Consider the following 17,005-nt stretch of genomic DNA (forward strand, 5'->3'; position numbering starts at 1 on the left):
TCGGGTAGGCCGCTCAATTGAGTAAGGATGGTTGTATTTTGATCGTATATCGCTATTTGTCGCGCGAGGTGCTGGTGACCATGCTCGCTGTCAGCACCACCTTGTTGCTGATCATTATGAGCGGCCGTTTTGTTAAATACCTAGCCGATGCTGCCTCGGGCAAAATTGCGGTCGATGTGCTGTTTACGATTATGGCCTACCGTCTGCCTGGTTTTTTGGAGTTGGTCGTTCCCCTAGGTTTTTTTATTGCCATTTTGCTCGCCTACGGCCGCCTTTATATGGATAGTGAAATGGTCGTGCTTAGCGCCTGCGGCATGAGCCAAAAACAGTTATTGTTTATTACGGCCATACCTGCGGTGGTAGTGGCGTTAATCGTTGGCGCCATGAGCTTGTGGGTCAGCCCTTGGGGCGCCGCTCAAACCGAAAAATTATTTGCCGAGCAGCGTTCGCGCAGTGAATTTACTACCCTGCGGCCCGGTCACTTTCAGCCCTTCAACGGCGGCAAGGTGGTAACGTACGTTGAGTCTATCAGCGACAACCGCTCCCAGCTTAATCAGTTGTTTTTAACCCAAGTGGGTACCCCTACCGCAGTGGCTATAGCCGAGGTGGGTAAACAGCGCCACAATAGTGAGTACGATGAGCGCTACCTGGAGTTGCACAACGGCATTCGTTATCAGGGGCGTCCGGGTTCTGCCGACTATCAAATCACCGAGTTTGAGCAGCTGGCCCAGCATATTCCCGAACCAGACGTGTCGGCCGCATACAATTCCGAGGCGGACGCTCGATCGACCCGCGAATTGTTAAAAGACGATAGCATCTCGGCCCGGGCGACCTTGCAGTGGCGTTTATCCATGCCGTTGTTAGTGCTGGTAGTGGCATTTATGTCGGTACCGCTCAGCCGCACCAATCCGCGCCAGGGGCGCTACCTAAAAATGCTGCCGGCTATATTGTTGTACCTTTTTTATCTGGCCGGGCTCAGCTCGGTACGCTCCGAGATGGAGGCGGGCAACTTCCCGATTATGCCCGGGTTGTGGGTGGTGCACGGCGTGTTTATTGTTATCGCGTGGTTGGTGTTTGTCGGGCCAACTAACGTTTTTACTCGCCGAGGGGGTAAACGTGCTAAAGCTTAATCGTTATGTGGCGCGTGCGGTGGTTGGTGCTGTGGCGATGGTCTTGCTGCTGGTGTTGGGCCTAGACTTTATCGGTAAGCTTATCGATCAGTTAGATAGCTTAAAAAAAGATTACACCTTTTTTGAGGCCTTGATTTATATCCTCTGGGGGTTGCCCCGCAGTGCTTATGAATATCTACCTTACGCTGTGTTGATCGGCTGTTTGATTGGCTTGGGCAGCCTGGCCGGCTCGAGCGAGTTGGTTGTGATGCGCGCCGCGGGAGTATCGGTAGGGCGTATTGTGTGGATGGTGCTGAAGCCGGTACTGCTGTTTATTTTTATGGGCATCGTCCTGGGCGAATATGTTATTCCGTACGCCGATCAAGTCGCCGAAAGTCGCCGTGCGATTGCGTTGGGGTACAGTGATGAAGGTCAAACCCGGCGGGGCGTTTGGCATCGTGAATCGGATGAATTTATCCAGTTTAATGTCATTCAGCCCGGTGGAAACCTGCGCGGTGTCAGCCGTTATCGCTTTGCCGACGGTAAGCTTGAAGAGGCGAGTTTTACTCATCACGTCGAGTATTACGACGGTGTGTGGCATGAGGAAAACGTGTTGATTACCAATTTTACGGGTGAGCAGTTAACCACCCAGCGTTTACCGACACGGGAGTGGCACACAGAACTTACGCCTGAGTTATTGGATATTGTCGCGGTGCCTCCCGAGGCGCAATCGATTGAGAGCTTGCATGAGTATGTGGGCTACTTAAAAGAGCAAAATCTGCAAAGCAGTGAATATAACTTAGCCTTTTGGCAAAAACTGTTGCAGCCATTAGCGACCGCCAGCTTGGTGTTAATTGCCATCTCGTTTGTATTTGGCCCGCTGCGCGAAGTGACTATGGGGCAAAGAATTTTTACCGGCGTTGTGTTTGGTATTGGGTTTCGGTTGGTGCAAAGCTTACTGGGGCCATCCAGTATTGTGTTTGGTTTTCCGCCGTTGGTGGCGGTACTGGTACCGATTGGCTTGTGTTTGCTGTTCGGGGTGGTGCTGCTACGGCGCGCCGCGTAACCTTGACGGCGTATGTTTATGCGCAAGAGTAAGAGTGCCCCACCGGTTAAGTGGGGCGTTAAACGACTGGATTAGTGGCCCTTAGGCAGTTGCAATACGCGAGTGCCCGAGAGGCGATCGTGCAGAGTGAGGCGCTCGGGGTCGAGCCATAACCAAAAGTAGCCTAACCCTAAGCACGCCAGTGATAGGCCGCCCAAAAAACAGCGCAATAAGCATTGCCCAATGGTGGGCTTGTTGCCGCTGCTGTCGGTCAGTTTAAGGCGCCACGCTTTCATTCCCAGCGTCTGACCAAAGCGCTGCCAAAAGATGACGTAAAACCCCACCCAGATAATGACCCAGCCGATAAACCCAAAAATTCCCATCTGAGCTTTTTCGCCCGGGGCAATTGCCTCCCCCAGTACAAGAGTTTTAACGGCGAGTAGCGTTGCGCTGTACGCGAGGCTGATTGCCATAATTAATAAGCTGTCGTAAACCGCAGCGGCCAAACGTTTTACGACGCCCGCGCTCGCGGCCACAACGCGGGCTGATGAGGGTTGTTCTTTGGGTTTTTGTTGGGGCATCTAGGGCTCCGCCGATGTTGTTAATGTGTCGCTATTTAGCGTTTAGCTCACGCGCAAAGGTGGCGCCGAGAGGCGTTAGTTTAAAGTGGTGTCAGCACCGATAAAAAACTCAATCACATAGCTGCCCGGAGCATCGATCGGCACGCCAAAGCTAATGCGCCCATTGCCTGTTAGGGGTATTTCTTCGCGGCGCAAGTAAAGCACGTTGGCCTGATCGTCGCCCTGCATATAAGTGCCGTTGGTGCTGTGATCTACCAGGACGTACTTACCGCGACGAAATAAAATACTGCCGTGCTCACGAGAAGCGCGTGTTGAATTGATCGCCCAGTTTACACGTGCGCGCTCGCGACCGAAGGATAAAGGCAGTTGATCGGGGGTAAAGCTGGCCTCGCGTTCCGGGCCGCGTAAACGTAAACGGTGGCGGTCCAGTTCGTTGTGCAACTCGCGAACATCCATGACGGCGGTGGCGCTGTGGGTGATTGTCGGCGTTTCCCAGTGCAGCCGGTATACGGTACAAATGTTTTGTGCGCCTTTTAATACAACGCGGTCAAACGCATCGCACTGGTTGGCCATAGGTTCGCTGAGTTGCGTCAAAACCGCGTGGGTCACCACAATCTGGCGCGCGCGGGCAATGTGTGAAACCTCCGCCGCTTCGTTGACCACATCGCCAAAGACATCGCCCTGAGGGTCGAGTAGCGTGGCACCGTAGGCGATGCCGATACGCAGCGCCTGTAAATCTAGATTGAGAGATTGGCGTTGTAACTCAAGTGCGGCTTGACAGGCATCGCTAGCGCTGGGGAAGCGCGCCATAACTTCGTCGCCGATATTTTTCACGACTACGCCGGCGTGGCGTTCGATAATACTGCGAATCACGCTCAGGGTCTCGTCGATAAGGCTTTTTGCCTGAGTATTACCTTGCTCTTTATAGAGCCGCGAGCTGCCGGATACGTCGGCAAACATCACGGCCTGTGTTTCGCGCTGGGCGGACATTGCGACACTCTCGGTTCGGAATTTGAGCGATTATAGCATCTCAAAGAGATTTGGGCGGCAAGCGCTTAAAACGACGCGATAGGTGCTTTGGCTGGGTTTGTGGCAATTAATATAGGCGATAGCTGCCGCGCACGATAACCTCGTGGGGCCGTTTTTCGGTATGAATAATACCCCGCGCGCGGGAGCGTTGATTGAAGCTAAAGCGCCGATGGTGGGTTATACGTGCTAAATAGCTGCTGGCCTGGACACACGCCGACCCCGTGGCCGCGTCCTCGGGTACACCGTACTGGGGGGCAAAGTAGCGCAAATGCCAATATCTGTGGGCTGGCGCCAGAGCAATGACAGAGCGCGCGCTATACAGCTTCAGCGCGCGCGCACGTAGCCGAAGCTGCGATAGTGCCTGGGGATCGGGCAGTAGTAGCAAGGTGTAATCTTGCCTGCCGCCCATACGAACGGCGGTTGATACCGGGGTTTGGCAGAGGTGAGTCCAGCGTGCGGGGTCATCTTTCGCGCTAACGGGGCAGGGGCGGTCGCAATAATAGGCGCCTTTGTTGTCGACCCCAACGGTGACGGCGCCTGCCGCTGTGTGTAGGGTAAGGTTAAACGTGTTGTGAAATTCGTGTGTGTACAAATAGGCGGCAACGGCGATATTGCCCGAGCCGCAGCGCAGTACTGGGTGGCCACAATCAAAAAAGCGCGCGTGCCAACAATCGTTTTGTTGCCACAGTACCAAGGTGTTGGCGTGTGGCTTAAGAGCTTGTTGCCAAATCTGCGCCTCGATATTTTTGCCGGTGTCTAGCGTTGATGTGTCAAGCGCAACAATATGGTGACGATTACCCCGTGCGCCCGCACCACAAAAACTGTCAACGATCATCAATTTTTGTGGTTGCCGGTTTATATTGCAGCAGGCTAATGGCAAACAAATCGTCGGGTGCCATCCATAGGCGGCGAGTGTGCCAGTGAGCCTTGCGGGCAAGTGTGGCAAACTCTGAAGGATGGTATTTATAGGAGTTTTCGGTGTGAATGCTTTCGCCTTTTGCAAAGTAAAATTCGCGCGCGGCAATTTGCACCCGTTGCGCCCGTAAGCTGCGCAAGTGCATTTCGATTCGGCCGTGCTCTTTATTGTAAAACGCGTGGTGGCCAAAGTGCATTAAATCAAAGTCGCCATCTAGCTCGCGGTTAATGCGCGTCAATATGTTTTTGTTGAAATTTGCCGTTACTCCCCGAGGATCATTGTAGGCTTGATGCAAAATATGCTCTGGCTTTTTAGTGTCAACGCCAATCAGTAGGTAGGCGCCGCTGCCAAGGGTTTGTCCGGCATTATGTAAAAACTCTAACGCCTGTTGGCGGTGTAAGTTGCCAATGGTCGAGCCCGGAAAGAAGCCCATACGGGTCAAGCCGGTTTGGCTTAGGGGCAGCGGCAGAGTGAAGTCTTGTGCAAGAGGGGTAACATCAAGCCCGCTATAGCGGCGGCGTAGCTCGGCACAAGAGTTAAGCAAATGCTCTTCGCTAATGTCGATGGCGGTGAGGTTTTTAACGGTGTCGATGTTGTTTAGTAGTGGTGTTATTTTGCGCAGTGAGCCCGCCCCGAACTCGACAATGGACAGCTCGTCGTTTTTTTCGGCGCGAAAAAAACGACTCAAGTCGGCGGCGACGGTAGGTAGAAGTTCCAGCTCGACATGATAAGGATAATATTCATCCAATGCGCAAATATCGTCAAATAATTGCGAGCCGCGTTCATCGTAAAAATATTTCGGCGCTAATTGTTTGGGGCGCAGGGCGAGGCCGCGTAAAACATCTTCACGAAAACTGCGGTCGTGTTCAGAGGTTGCTTGTTCGGTATCTTGCGTTGCGAGTGCGATGGTCATGTTTGAATCCTCATCCTGAGTGACATTACTGCGCGAGCCGCAGGCCACTAAACTGCCAGCGCTGGTGCGGGTAAAAAAAGTTGCGATAACTCGGGCGCATTTGCGCCTGCGCCGTGGCGCAGGAGCCGCCGCGCAAGACGTATTGGTTAACCATAAACTTGCCGTTGTATTCGCCCAGTGCGCCTTGCTCTGGGGTAAATCCGGGGTAGGGGCTGTAGCTGCTGGAAGTCCACTCCCAGACATCACCGTATACTTGTTTAAGCCCTTCGCCAGCTGCTGCCGGCTGTGGCTGCCAGCGGTCTGACTCGGCAAAGTTACCTTGCGCGGCGCTTTGGGTTGCCGCGATTTCCAGCTCAAACTCGCGCGGTAGGCGGTAACCCGCCCAGCGGGCAAAGGCGTCGGCCTCAAAGTAGCTGATATGGCATACCGGTGCGGCTAGGTTAATAGGCTGGTAGCCGTCGAGCTGACATTCAAACCACTCACCATTGACCTCTTGCCAGTACAGAGGGGCCTGCCATTGGGTTTTTTGCTTACAATCCCAGCCATCGGATAGCCACCATGCCGGGTCTTGGTAGCCACCAGCGGCCATAAAGGCTAGCCATTGGCCGTTGGTGACAGGGGCGTTGCTCAGTGAAAAGGCATTGCAAAACACTCGGTGGCGGGGGCGCTCGCAGTCGTAACTAAAGTCTGTAGGCTCAGCGCCAATCCAGTACAGCCCCTCGGTAAATGTACTAAATGCGGCCTCCAAGGGAGCTGAATCAGTTGCTATTTGCGCGGCGCTTGTGGGCAAGCTGGCGCTGGCGTGACCAGAAGAAAATGCCGACGGGTTTTGCGCTAGAGCGTGTTTAATGTCGGTGAGGATAAGCTCTTGGTGCTGCATTTCGTGATGCAGCCCGGTGACGATAATATCGGCGACGGTTTTGCTCGGGGCCGTGTCTATCAGAGCTAACATGGCATCATCTATATGGCGGCGATAGGCGAAGACTTCATCCGCCGATGGACGCGATAGCAACCCTCGTGCAGGTCTCGGGTGTCGCTCACCGACGCTGTCGTAATAAGAGTTAAAAAGGTATTCATAGTCCGCGTCAAAAACGCGGTAATGGGGCAGGTGGGGCTTTAGAGCAAACGTTTCAAAGAACCAACTGGTGTGTGCCAGATGCCATTTTGTGGGGCTGGCGTCCGGCATAGATTGCAGCATCATGTCTTCGGCGCTCAACCCTTTGGTGAGCGCTGTCGTGCGCTGCCGGACGCGGTCGTACCATTGCCGAAGCTCAACGTCAGAGGTTGCTATTGGTTCACTCAGCATAAAGGTCTCCCTGTGAATGAATCATCAGCATAGGGCAGGTTTGAGACGATTTAAAGAAAATGATGTGATGCAAGTAGTGATTTTGTTGCAAAGAGGTGTAAAGGCGGGGTTAGGGTTTTCGCTTAGCTCTGTAGCTGTAAAACAAACACCCATAAAAAAAGCGCAGTGTTAACTGCGCTTTTTAGCGTATCGATTGGTGAAGATCGATGCGTTTAACAAGATGGTACCAGAGGCCGGACTCGAACCGGCACGCTTTTAAGGGCGGGGGATTTTGAATCCCCTGTGTCTACCAATTTCACCACTCTGGCAAAGTGGGCGTGATTATAGCAGCGAGTTTGTTCTCGTCAACCACTGATGTTAAATATTTATTGCGGTGGCTCTTGGGGCGGCTGGCAACTTGTTGCATTTTGGGCTAACCTTGCCGCCCTTCAAAAATTCTGATTCTCCATGTTATGCAGCGCCAAGACTTTGATTACGTCTTACCCGACGAACTAATTGCCCGAACTCCTGCCGCCGAGCGTCGCGGTAGTCGGTTGTTGTGTTTGGACGGTCCCAGTGGTGCGTTGGAGCACCGCCAGTTTCCCGATTTGCTGGATAAGCTACAACCCGGCGACTTGATGGTGTTTAACAACACCCGGGTAATCCCCGCGCGTATGTTTGCGCAAAAGCCCACCGGGGGACAAGTGGAAATACTGGTTGAGCGCGTCTTGGATGAATACCATGTATTGGCTCACACCCGTGCCAGTAAATCGCCCAAGGCCGGCTCCGAACTGGTGTTAGATGATGGCACGCGTTTGCAGGTGACCGGCCGGCAAGAAACGCTGTTTGAAATTACCTTTCCTGAACCGGTGTTGCAGGTGCTGGATAAGCACGGCCATATGCCGCTGCCGCCTTACATTGATCGTGAGGATAATGCGGTTGATCGCGAGCGCTACCAAACCGTTTATGGCGAGAAGCAAGGCGCTGTTGCCGCGCCCACCGCAGGGCTGCACTTTGATGACGCGCTTATGGCGCAGTTGCGCGAGCGCGGCGTTGAACTGGCGTTTGTGACGTTACACGTGGGGGCGGGTACTTTTCAGCCGGTGCGGGTTGATAATATCAGTGATCATCAAATGCACAGTGAGGTGATTGACGTCGACGAGTCTGTCTGTGCCGCGGTGCGCGCCGCCAAGGCGCGTGGCTCGCGTGTGATTGCGGTGGGCACCACCAGCGTACGCAGCCTAGAAAGTGCCGCGCAAAATGCCCCAGCGGGAGAGTCGATTGCGCCGATGCAGGGCGATACCGATATTTTTATTTACCCCGGTTGCTCCTTTAAAGTTATTGATGCCTTAGTGACGAATTTTCACTTGCCGGAGTCGACCCTGTTAATGTTAGTGTCGGCTTTTGCCGGTTACCAGCATACCATGGCGGCGTATGGTGCGGCTGTTGCCGAGCGCTACCGCTTTTTTAGCTACGGTGACGCTATGTTTATTACCCAAAACCCTCGCGCCGGTGATGATATTCCCGGCGTCACTGATTAAAGCCCGAGCGTCTTATGTCCAGCGATACCCCGACTCCTGCTACCTCTGCCAGTGTTAGCAATCGCGAGTGTTTTATGAATTTTGCGCTGAAATCTCAGTCCGGTCACGCCCGTCGCGGCGAGCTGAGCTTTCCCCGCGGTAAGGTGCAAACCCCGGCTTTTATGCCGGTGGGAACTTACGGTACGGTAAAAGGTATGGCGCCGCGGGAAATTAACGAGATCGGAGCCGAGATCATTCTGGGTAACACCTTTCATTTGATGTTGCGACCAGGCACCGAGGTGGTTAAGGCCCACGGTGATTTGCACGATTTTATGCGCTGGGATGGGCCAATCTTGACTGACTCCGGTGGCTTTCAGGTCTTTAGCCTCGGAAAGTTGCGTAAAATTACGGAAGAGGGCGTGTCGTTTCGCTCGCCCATCGATGGCAGTAAGGTCTTTATGGACCCGGAAATCTCCATGCAGGTGCAACGTGATTTAGGCTCTGATGTGGTGATGATTTTTGACGAGTGCACGCCCTATCCGGCGACCCCCGCCGAGGCGCGCAGCTCCATGGAGCTGTCCTTGCGCTGGGCCGCGCGCTCTAAAACGGCCCACGGCGATAACCCCTCGGCCTTGTTTGGCATTGTACAGGGGGGAATGTACGAGGACTTGCGTCGTGAGTCGATGGCGGGGCTGGAGTCGATAGGCTTTGACGGTTATGCCATTGGTGGTTTGTCGGTCGGCGAACCCAAAGAGGACATGCTGCGGGTTTTAGAAACGTTAGCCCCGGTGATGCCGCAAGATAAACCGCGCTACCTTATGGGAGTTGGCAAGCCTGCCGATATCGTCGAGGGCGTGCGCCGCGGTATTGATATGTTCGATTGCGTTATGCCCACCCGCAATGCGCGTAATGGTCACTTGTTTGTCGATGAGGGCGTGATAAAAATCCGCAATGCCCGCCATCGTCACGATGCCTCACCGTTGGATGCGCGTTGCGATTGTTATACCTGCCAAAATTTTAGCCGCAGTTATTTACATCATCTGGATAAGTGCAATGAGATCCTCGGCGCCCAGCTCAATACGATCCATAACCTGCGTTACTACCAAAATGTCATGAGTCGGATGCGTCAAGCGCTGGATGATGATGCCCTAGACGCGTTTTTAGCTGATTTTTACGGTCGCCAAGGCCTAGAGGTGCCGCCAGCGCCCTAAGGGTGGGCGGCGCGCATTGTTGTTGCTCGCAGTTTCGGTATAATCCGCCCCCATATTAGCCTTTTGCCGCCTTATTAAGGTGTGGACACTTGAGTTGTCCGGAATCGGTCCCATATAGGCACGGGACATAAATGTATAACACGCCTGATGCCCGCCTTAGGGGCGAATCAGCGCCTTGTTTCGGATGATCGTATGTTAAACCGCTACCCCCTTTGGAAGTATCTGCTGATTCTCGCCGTGGCAATTTTAGGTTTTATCTACGCCGCGCCGAACCTCTACCCCCCCGACGACGCGGTGCAAATATCCGGTTCATCCAGTGGTATGACGGTCGATGGCGAAGTGTTGAGCAAAATCGAAAGTGCGCTGGATAACGCCGGCATCAGCTACTTTGCCGCCGAGCAAGATGGAGCGTCAGCGCAGTTACGCTTTAATGACGGTGAGGCGCAATTGCAAGGCAAGCGCGTTATTGCCGATGCGCTGGGTAACGATTATGTGGTCGCTCTTAATCAGGCGCCAACCACTCCTGACTGGCTGGTCGCTATGGGCGGTGCGCCCATGAAGTTGGGTCTGGATTTGCGCGGTGGGGTGCATTTTTTGCTTGAGGTCGATACTGACTCGGCCATCAGCAAGCGGCAAGAAACCAGCGCCGATGAAATGAAAGACAAACTGCGCGATGCGCGGATTCGCTATAACTCGGTCGAGGTAGAAAACACCGTGATTGTGGCTGAGTTTCGCGAGACTGAGCTGCGCGATGCCGCCATTAGCGAGCTGCGCAGCGATTACCCGCAAATGCTGTTTAATACCGATTTACCCGGCGACGATGACGAGTTGGTGTTTCACGCTGAGTTAAGTGAAGCGGCGGTGCGCGAGATCGAGCAGTACGCGCTAAACCAAAACTTAACCACACTGCGTAAGCGGGTTAACGAGCTGGGCGTATCCGAGCCAATTGTCCAAAGTCAGGGGCGCAATCGTATTATTGTGCAGCTGCCCGGCGTGCAGGATACCGCAGAAGCCAAACGGGTGATCGGTAAAACCGCCAACCTAGAGTTTCGCTTAGAGGCGGCACCCGATGCCTTGGTGGCGGCTAAGGAGCAATTTGATTATCAAGGGTATCCCGCGTGGCTTGAGCGCAAAGTGATTCTGACCGGCGATCATGTTGCCAACGCCAGCACCACGCTTGACCCCGAAACCAATACGCCGCAGGTAAACATTACCCTCGACAGCCTGGGCGGCACCAAGATGAACCACGCCACTCGCTCTAACATTGGGCGCCGTATGGCGGTGTTGTTTATCGAATACAAAACCCGCATGAACACCGAAACCAGCGCCGAGGGCGAGCCGGTGGAAGTGCCGGAGCAATACACTGAAAGTAAAGTCATTAGTCTTGCGACCATTCAAAGTGCGCTGGGTGTGCAGTTTCGTATTACCGGCCTAAACGCTCCGGGTGAGGCTTCTGAGCTTGCCTTGATGTTGCGCTCGGGCGCGCTCGCGGCGCCCATGTACTTTGTTGAAGAACGCACCATTGGGCCGTCACTCGGGGCCGAAAACATTCAGTTAGGCGTGCAGTCCGTGCAGTGGGGTATGGCGCTGGTGCTGTTGTTTATGATCGTTTATTACCGTTTGTTTGGTGTTTTTGCCAATATCGCGCTCGGGGTTAACGTCCTGGTTTTGGTTGCGGTAATGTCGATTTTAGGTGCAACCCTAACGCTTCCGGGTATTGCCGGTATCGTGCTGACAGTGGGTATGGCGGTGGATGCCAATGTGTTGATTTTTGCCCGAATACGAGAGGAGCTAAAAGCGGGGGCGAGCCCCCATACGGCGATTTCGGCGGGCTACGATCGCGCCTTTACCACTATTTTGGATGCCAACCTGACGACCTTAATTGTGGCCGTTATCCTTTACGCTATCGGCTCTGGTCCGGTTAAAGGGTTTGCGGTGACTCTGTCGATTGGTATTTTAACGTCCATGTTTACGGCCATCATGGGTACACGCGCGCTGGTCAATTTGGTTTATGGCCGTCGTAAAAATCTCAAGAAGCTTTGGATCTAATGGTGCCAATGATGTCTAGCAAACAAGCAGATAACAAAATATTTAATTTTATGGGCGCCCGGATTCCGGCCACTGCGTTGTCGGTGATCCTGCTGGTGGTGTCGATCGGTGCCTTGGCTGTGAACGGCTTGAAGTTTGGCTTGGATTTTACCGGTGGTGCGCAGGTCGAGGTGAGTTTCTCGCAGCCGGCCGATATCCCCGAAATTCGCACCATTTTAAACGACGAAGGCCTGGTTAACCCGGTGGCGGTTCTGTTTGGCTCTGACACTGAGGTGCTGATTCGCACGCAAGGTGCTATGTCGGATGGTGGCGAAAAAGCGCTGGAGCGTCGGTTGCAGGAGGTGGCACCCGAAGCCTCTTTAACGTCGGTCGCCCGCGCCCCTCGCGACCGAGGTAACTACTCGCAATCGTTGACCTTTAGCGGTGCCAGCCAAAGTGATATCGACGAGACGATATTACCGTCTAAGTATTTTGGCTCTATCGAGGTTAGCGCCGCTGGTAGCGATGTGGTTGCCTTGATCGAGAACTCCCTTGATACCGCTTACACCGGCGAGCTACTGGATGTATTATCCGCCAAAACCGGCAGTGAGGTTGAGCTGCGCCGCAGTGAGTATGTCGGCCCGCAAATTGGCGCCGAGCTGCGCGATGAGGGCGGCCTGGGGATGTTGGTGGCGCTGGCTGTGGTTATGCTGTATGTGGCCGCGCGGTTCCAGTTTAAGTTTTCGGTGGGTGCTGTGCTGGCTTTGGTGCACGATGTGATTATCGTCTTGGGCTTCTTTGCGCTGTTTCAGGTGGATTTCGATCTGACGGTGCTGGCGGCGGTGTTGGCGGTGATCGGTTACTCCCTTAACGACACCATCGTGGTGTTCGACCGGATACGGGAAAACTTTCGCCGCATGCGTAAAGGCTCATCTGCCGATGTGATCAATGCATCTTTGACGCAAACACTAGAGCGAACCTTTATTACCTCGTTAACCACATTGCTGGTATTGGTGATGTTGTTTATTTTTGGTGGTGAATTGATTAGCGGCTTTGCGTTGGCGCTGATTGTCGGCGTGGTCGTGGGTACCTATTCGTCGATTTACGTGTCATGTAACACCCTGATGTGGATGCATATTGTTAAAGAAGATTTAATGCCGCCGGAAAAAGAAGGTTCTGAAATAGACGAAATGCCTTAAGTTGTTACAATAAGTCCGTTAACAAAAGCTCGCCGGGTTCCGGCGGGCTTTTTTTTCGCCATAAAAGCGGGGTATGCTACTGCTTCGTTCGCTACCCCAACGTATCTCCATATGAGAGCGCCATGAGCATTAAAGAGCCAAGCATCAGTATTACTCAGGAATTGGACGATTTGTCGCCCAGTCAACTGCGTAAAATCGTCCAACGCTACCGACGCATCTTCTGTGGCAGCGGCTATGGCTTCTGGGAGTGGGATCTTGAAACCAGTTTTATCGACTGGTCGGGCGCCTTTTGGGAGCAGCTTGGCTATACCGATCTCGATCGTGAAGAGTTTTATGATGCCGCACAATTACCCAATTATATTCACCCCGACGACCGGGACATTATGTTTGAGGCGGTGCGCGAACACCTGCGCTCGTCTGAGCCGCTACACGCTTGCTACCGCATTCGCACTAAGGCGGGTGATTACCTTTGGACGCAAGTGCGGGCCGATTCGATCCGTGATGAGCAAGGGCGCGCTCGTTATATTTCCGGCATTAACTTTGATGTTACTGAGCTAAAAAATGTAGAGGCAGCGCTGCGCGAAAGTGAGGCTCGTCAAGTTCGCATTATTCAGGCCTCGAAAGATGGTATTTGGGAGTGGTACGCCGAGAGCAATGGCTTTCACTTTTCCAGCCGCTGTTGGGAGCACTTAGGCTACAACGAAAACGACGATATGCTCACCACGGGTCAGGATCGCCTGCGAGAGTGGCGCAACCATATTCACAAAGATGATTTGCTTAAGTTTGATCGCACTTTGCGTAAGCACATGTCCGGTCAGGGCGCTTTTGATATCGAGTACCGGGTGCATACTAAGCAAGGGGATATCCGTTGGATTCGCGCCCGAGGGCGGGCGAGTTTTGATGATCGTGGTCAACCGACTCGCATGTCGGGTACCAATATGGATATTACCGATATCAAGCGTGCCGAAGAGCGCGTGGTGCAGGCGAAAGATGCCGCCGAAAAAGCCAATCGGGCTAAAAGCGAATTCTTATCCAGTATGAGTCACGAGCTGCGTACACCGCTTAACGCAATTTTAGGCTACGCCCAGCTGTTTGAATACGACGATAACCTGCAGAGTGTACAAAAGGGTAACCTGCGCGAGATTCGCTCGGCCGGCGAGCACTTGTTGCGTCTTATTAACGACGTGCTCGATTTGGCGAAAATTGAATCGGGCAATATGGAATCTCGTTTGCAGCCGGTGTTGGTAGCGCGGTTACTGGCTGATTGCTTTACCTTGGTACAGCCGCAGGCCGATGCCCGCGGTATTTATTTGCATGCAAATTATCAAGGTTTAGAAGGCGCCTGTGTCACCGCCGACCCGGTGCGCCTTAAACAGGCGCTGCTTAACCTTTTGAGTAATTCGATTAAATACAATCGGGTTGGGGGCGAGGTTGCCGTCACCTTATCGATGTTGGCCGATCAGTTTTTGCGTATTAGTGTGCGTGATACGGGCACGGGTATCGCCGCTCATCGTCACGCAGAAGTGTTTCAGCCGTTTAATCGTCTGCACGCCGAGATGAGTAAAATCGAAGGCTCTGGGGTTGGCTTGGTGATTACTAAGCAGTTGGTTGAGATGATGGACGGGCGCATCGATTTTACCAGTGAGCTCGACCAAGGCACTTGTTTTTGGCTCGATTTAAAACGCTGCGGTGAGGCGGTCAGTGAGCGTCCCCCTAATACTCCCGAGCTCGACATGGAGCCCGCCGAAGTATTAATTTGCGAGCGCGATTGCCGGGTGCTTTACATCGAAGATAACGCCACCAATATCCGTTTAATGCAACAGTTTTTTAATCGCTACGCCCATTATTCACTGGAGGTTGCCGAGGAGCCTTATCTGGGAATTTTTCGGGCACGCAGCAGTAAGCCCGATGTGATTGTGCTGGATATAAATTTGCCAGGGTTGGATGGCTATGAGGTGCTGAGCGTATTACAGAAAGACCCGGCCACGGCCTCGATTCCGGTCATTGGTTTGTCCGCTAATGTTATGTCGATCGATGTGCAAAAAGGTCGCGATGCTGGGTTTTACGAGTATCTGACTAAGCCCTTGCAGATTAACCATCTAGTGCGGGTGCTGAACCAGTTGGCTGGCGAGGCAGAGGCTAAAGTGTTGGATTTTACGGAGCAGGATGGCGGTTAGTGCGCCCTTGGAATTGACAAGGCGGCCGAGAAATCTCGTCCGCCTTGGTCGGGCTCGGTGTTGTCGGGCTCAGTGTTATCGCGGGGCGATTAGTGAACGTGCTCCATGTGTTTTTTAACGATTTGTAACACAGGCTTAAATACCTTTGGTCCGCCGCAAACAACATTGCCACTGTCCATGTAGGTGTGCCCGCCGTTAAAATCGCTCACTAGGCCGCCGGCTTCTTTTACCAGCAAAATCCCCGCAGCGATATCCCAGCTTTTTAGATTCATCTCCCAAAAGGCATCAAAGCGACCCGCGGCAACATAGGCTAAATCGAGCGCGGCAGAGCCTGGGCGACGGATGCCGGCGGTTTGCCCGGCGATCTCTTGCAGTGCTGCCAAATAAGGTGAAATGTTCTCGAGGGCGTAACCGCTAAACGGAATGCCCGTACCGATCAGGGCACCGGCTAAGCCGCGACGACTGCTGACGCGGATGCGACGGCCGTTAAGGGCGGCACCGCGACCGCGGCTGGCGGTAAATTCTTCGCGCTTGATGGGGTCGTAGACCACGGCGTGCTCTATTTGGCCCTTAATGCGACAGGCAATCGAGACTGAGTATTGTGGGATGCCGTGAATAAAGTTGGTGGTGCCGTCCAGCGGGTCAATGATCCACTCGACATCGGTGTTGCTGCCCGGTTGCGAGCCGCCTTCTTCGCCGATGATGCTGTGGTCGGGGTAGGCTTTTTTCAGGTGGTAAATGATTTCTTTCTCGGCGGCTTTATCCACCTCGGTGACAAAGTCATTGCGACCTTTTTCCTCGATAGACACGAGGTCAACGCGCTCGGCTGCGCGCTCAATCAGTTCGCCGGCTTTGCGCGCCGCGCGCAAAGCAATATTCAGCATGGGTTCCATGGGGCACCATCAACAAGTCAGAGTCAGTAAAGAACGGGGCGTCACTGCGAGGGCAGCGGCCAGAGGCGGCGATTATAACAACGCGTTAGCACCTAAACCAGCACAATTAGTGGCAAATGTACTCCTTTGCGGTTGATTTTGTTAGAATGCCGCGCTTTTAGACTCCGCCCAGTTCATGGGCAATCTTATCCAAGGGTGCGCTCATGAGTGAAAACCGTTTAGATAACCTGCGTATTGTGCTGGTAAACACCTCCCATCCGGGCAACATTGGTGGCGCCGCGCGCGCCATGAAAAATATGGGGCTCAGTAAACTCTATTTGGTGGCGCCTAAAGATTTCCCGGCCGAGAAGGCTGTATGGCGCGCCGCAGGTGCGCTGGATATTCTGGATGACGCCGTTGTTGTTGAAACGCTGGACGAGGCGATTGCCGATTGCGGTTTGGTGGTAGGTACCAGTGCGCGCGAGCGGCGTATACCCTGGCCGCTGGTGAATCCCCGCGAGTGCGGCACCAAAGCCATCGCCGAGGCCGGTGAGCACGAGGTGGCGGTGCTGTTTGGTCGAGAAGATCGCGGCCTGACTAACGAAGAATTGCACAAGTGTCACTACCATGTGCATATTCCCGCCAATAGCGACTACAGTTCGCTCAATTTGGCCTGTGCAGTACAGGTCATCGCTTACGAGTTGCGTATGGCGCACCTTACCTGGCAGGACGGTAAGGCGCCCACCTTTGATGACTGGGATGTCCCCCCGGCGAAGGTTGAAGCGCTTGAGCGTTACTACGATCACTTGCAGCAAACGCTGACAGAGCTAGGCTTTTTAGAGCCAGATAATCCGCGCCAGACGATGACGCGCTTGCGTCGGCTGTACGGGCGTATCCGGATGGACGAGATGGAGTTGAGCATTTTGCGCGGCGTGCTGACCAACACACAAAATTATATTCAGCGCACGCAAAAGGCGCTATCGGAGGCGTCAGCGGACGATAGCGACACCTAAATTGGGGGGAGACGGGCCTGTGGGGCGGTTGCTGGCTTGGAATATTGCGAATAGTTGAGTAAAATGGTCGGACTTTATGGGCGGGCCGATTAATGTGCCCGCTCGAA

General features: G+C 53.8%; 14 protein-coding genes and 1 tRNA gene. 8 read left to right on the forward strand and 7 right to left on the reverse strand.

The window, feature by feature from the left end:
* Positions 1–38 precede the first annotated feature (38 nt).
* Positions 39–1,130, forward strand: a complete 1,092-nt coding sequence (gene lptF, locus ACGHAD_RS08085; protein ID WP_382415798.1) for an LPS export ABC transporter permease LptF — start codon at positions 39–41, stop codon at positions 1,128–1,130.
* A complete protein-coding gene (gene lptG / locus ACGHAD_RS08090) occupies positions 1,075–2,175 on the forward strand; it encodes an LPS export ABC transporter permease LptG (protein ID WP_390403728.1) in 1,101 nt (366 codons plus the stop codon). The genes lptF and lptG overlap by 56 nt, the downstream gene beginning before the upstream one ends.
* Positions 2,176–2,246: 71 nt before the next feature.
* Here the strand turns inward: lptG and ACGHAD_RS08095 are convergent, their stop codons facing one another.
* The 6 genes from ACGHAD_RS08095 to ACGHAD_RS08120 all read right to left on the reverse strand — a co-directional run bounded on the left by ACGHAD_RS08095 (position 2,247) and on the right by ACGHAD_RS08120 (position 7,207).
* Complete coding sequence (locus tag ACGHAD_RS08095; protein ID WP_339615422.1) at positions 2,247–2,735, reverse strand: RDD family protein; 489 nt, start codon at positions 2,733–2,735, stop codon at positions 2,247–2,249.
* A gap of 75 nt (positions 2,736–2,810) precedes the next feature.
* Positions 2,811–3,725 carry an adenylate/guanylate cyclase domain-containing protein gene (locus ACGHAD_RS08100; protein WP_339615421.1) on the reverse strand — a complete coding sequence of 305 codons (915 nt, stop codon included), beginning with the start codon at positions 3,723–3,725 and terminating at the stop codon, positions 2,811–2,813.
* A gap of 106 nt (positions 3,726–3,831) precedes the next feature.
* Positions 3,832–4,599 carry a PhzF family phenazine biosynthesis protein gene (locus ACGHAD_RS08105; protein ID WP_339615420.1) on the reverse strand — a complete coding sequence of 256 codons (768 nt, stop codon included), beginning with the start codon at positions 4,597–4,599 and terminating at the stop codon, positions 3,832–3,834.
* A complete protein-coding gene (egtD, locus tag ACGHAD_RS08110; RefSeq protein ID WP_382415793.1) occupies positions 4,589–5,593 on the reverse strand; it encodes an L-histidine N(alpha)-methyltransferase in 1,005 nt (334 codons plus the stop codon). Before egtD ends, ACGHAD_RS08105 begins: the two co-directional genes overlap by 11 nt.
* A gap of 25 nt (positions 5,594–5,618) precedes the next feature.
* Positions 5,619–6,899: an ergothioneine biosynthesis protein EgtB gene (egtB, locus tag ACGHAD_RS08115; RefSeq protein WP_382415791.1), complete on the reverse strand. Its 1,281-nt coding sequence runs from the start codon at positions 6,897–6,899 to the stop codon at positions 5,619–5,621.
* Positions 6,900–7,120: 221 nt separating this feature from the next.
* Positions 7,121–7,207, reverse strand: a tRNA-Leu gene (locus tag ACGHAD_RS08120).
* Between the two features lie 144 nt (positions 7,208–7,351).
* Here ACGHAD_RS08120 and queA point away from each other — a divergent pair.
* The 5 genes from queA to ACGHAD_RS08145 all read left to right on the forward strand — a co-directional run bounded on the left by queA (position 7,352) and on the right by ACGHAD_RS08145 (position 15,013).
* The gene (gene queA / locus ACGHAD_RS08125) at positions 7,352–8,419 is read left to right on the forward strand and encodes a tRNA preQ1(34) S-adenosylmethionine ribosyltransferase-isomerase QueA (RefSeq protein ID WP_382415789.1); all 1,068 of its coding nucleotides are present in this window, start codon (positions 7,352–7,354) and stop codon (positions 8,417–8,419) included.
* Positions 8,420–8,493: 74 nt separating this feature from the next.
* Positions 8,494–9,609 (forward strand): tRNA guanosine(34) transglycosylase Tgt, encoded by a 1,116-nt coding sequence (tgt, locus tag ACGHAD_RS08130; protein WP_382416642.1) that lies wholly within the window; start codon positions 8,494–8,496, stop codon positions 9,607–9,609.
* A gap of 192 nt (positions 9,610–9,801) precedes the next feature.
* Positions 9,802–11,658: a protein translocase subunit SecD gene (gene secD, locus ACGHAD_RS08135; protein WP_382415787.1), complete on the forward strand. Its 1,857-nt coding sequence runs from the start codon at positions 9,802–9,804 to the stop codon at positions 11,656–11,658.
* A gap of 11 nt (positions 11,659–11,669) precedes the next feature.
* Positions 11,670–12,836, forward strand: a complete 1,167-nt coding sequence (secF, locus tag ACGHAD_RS08140) for a protein translocase subunit SecF (protein WP_382415785.1) — start codon at positions 11,670–11,672, stop codon at positions 12,834–12,836.
* Between the two features lie 122 nt (positions 12,837–12,958).
* Positions 12,959–15,013 (forward strand): PAS domain-containing protein, encoded by a 2,055-nt coding sequence (locus tag ACGHAD_RS08145; protein WP_382415783.1) that lies wholly within the window; start codon positions 12,959–12,961, stop codon positions 15,011–15,013.
* Positions 15,014–15,102: 89 nt separating this feature from the next.
* Here the strand turns inward: ACGHAD_RS08145 and ACGHAD_RS08150 are convergent, their stop codons facing one another.
* The gene (locus ACGHAD_RS08150) at positions 15,103–15,906 is read right to left on the reverse strand and encodes an inositol monophosphatase family protein (RefSeq protein WP_339615413.1); all 804 of its coding nucleotides are present in this window, start codon (positions 15,904–15,906) and stop codon (positions 15,103–15,105) included.
* 203 nt (positions 15,907–16,109) lie between these two features.
* Here ACGHAD_RS08150 and trmJ point away from each other — a divergent pair, with 203 nt between their 5' ends.
* A complete protein-coding gene (gene trmJ / locus ACGHAD_RS08155; protein ID WP_339615412.1) occupies positions 16,110–16,898 on the forward strand; it encodes a tRNA (cytosine(32)/uridine(32)-2'-O)-methyltransferase TrmJ in 789 nt (262 codons plus the stop codon).
* The last annotated feature ends 107 nt before the right edge of the window (positions 16,899–17,005 follow it).

Origin of the sequence: Gilvimarinus japonicus (assembly GCF_042847215.1) — a bacterium.
In the GTDB taxonomy this organism is placed as follows: Bacteria; Pseudomonadota; Gammaproteobacteria; order Pseudomonadales; family Cellvibrionaceae; genus Gilvimarinus; species Gilvimarinus japonicus.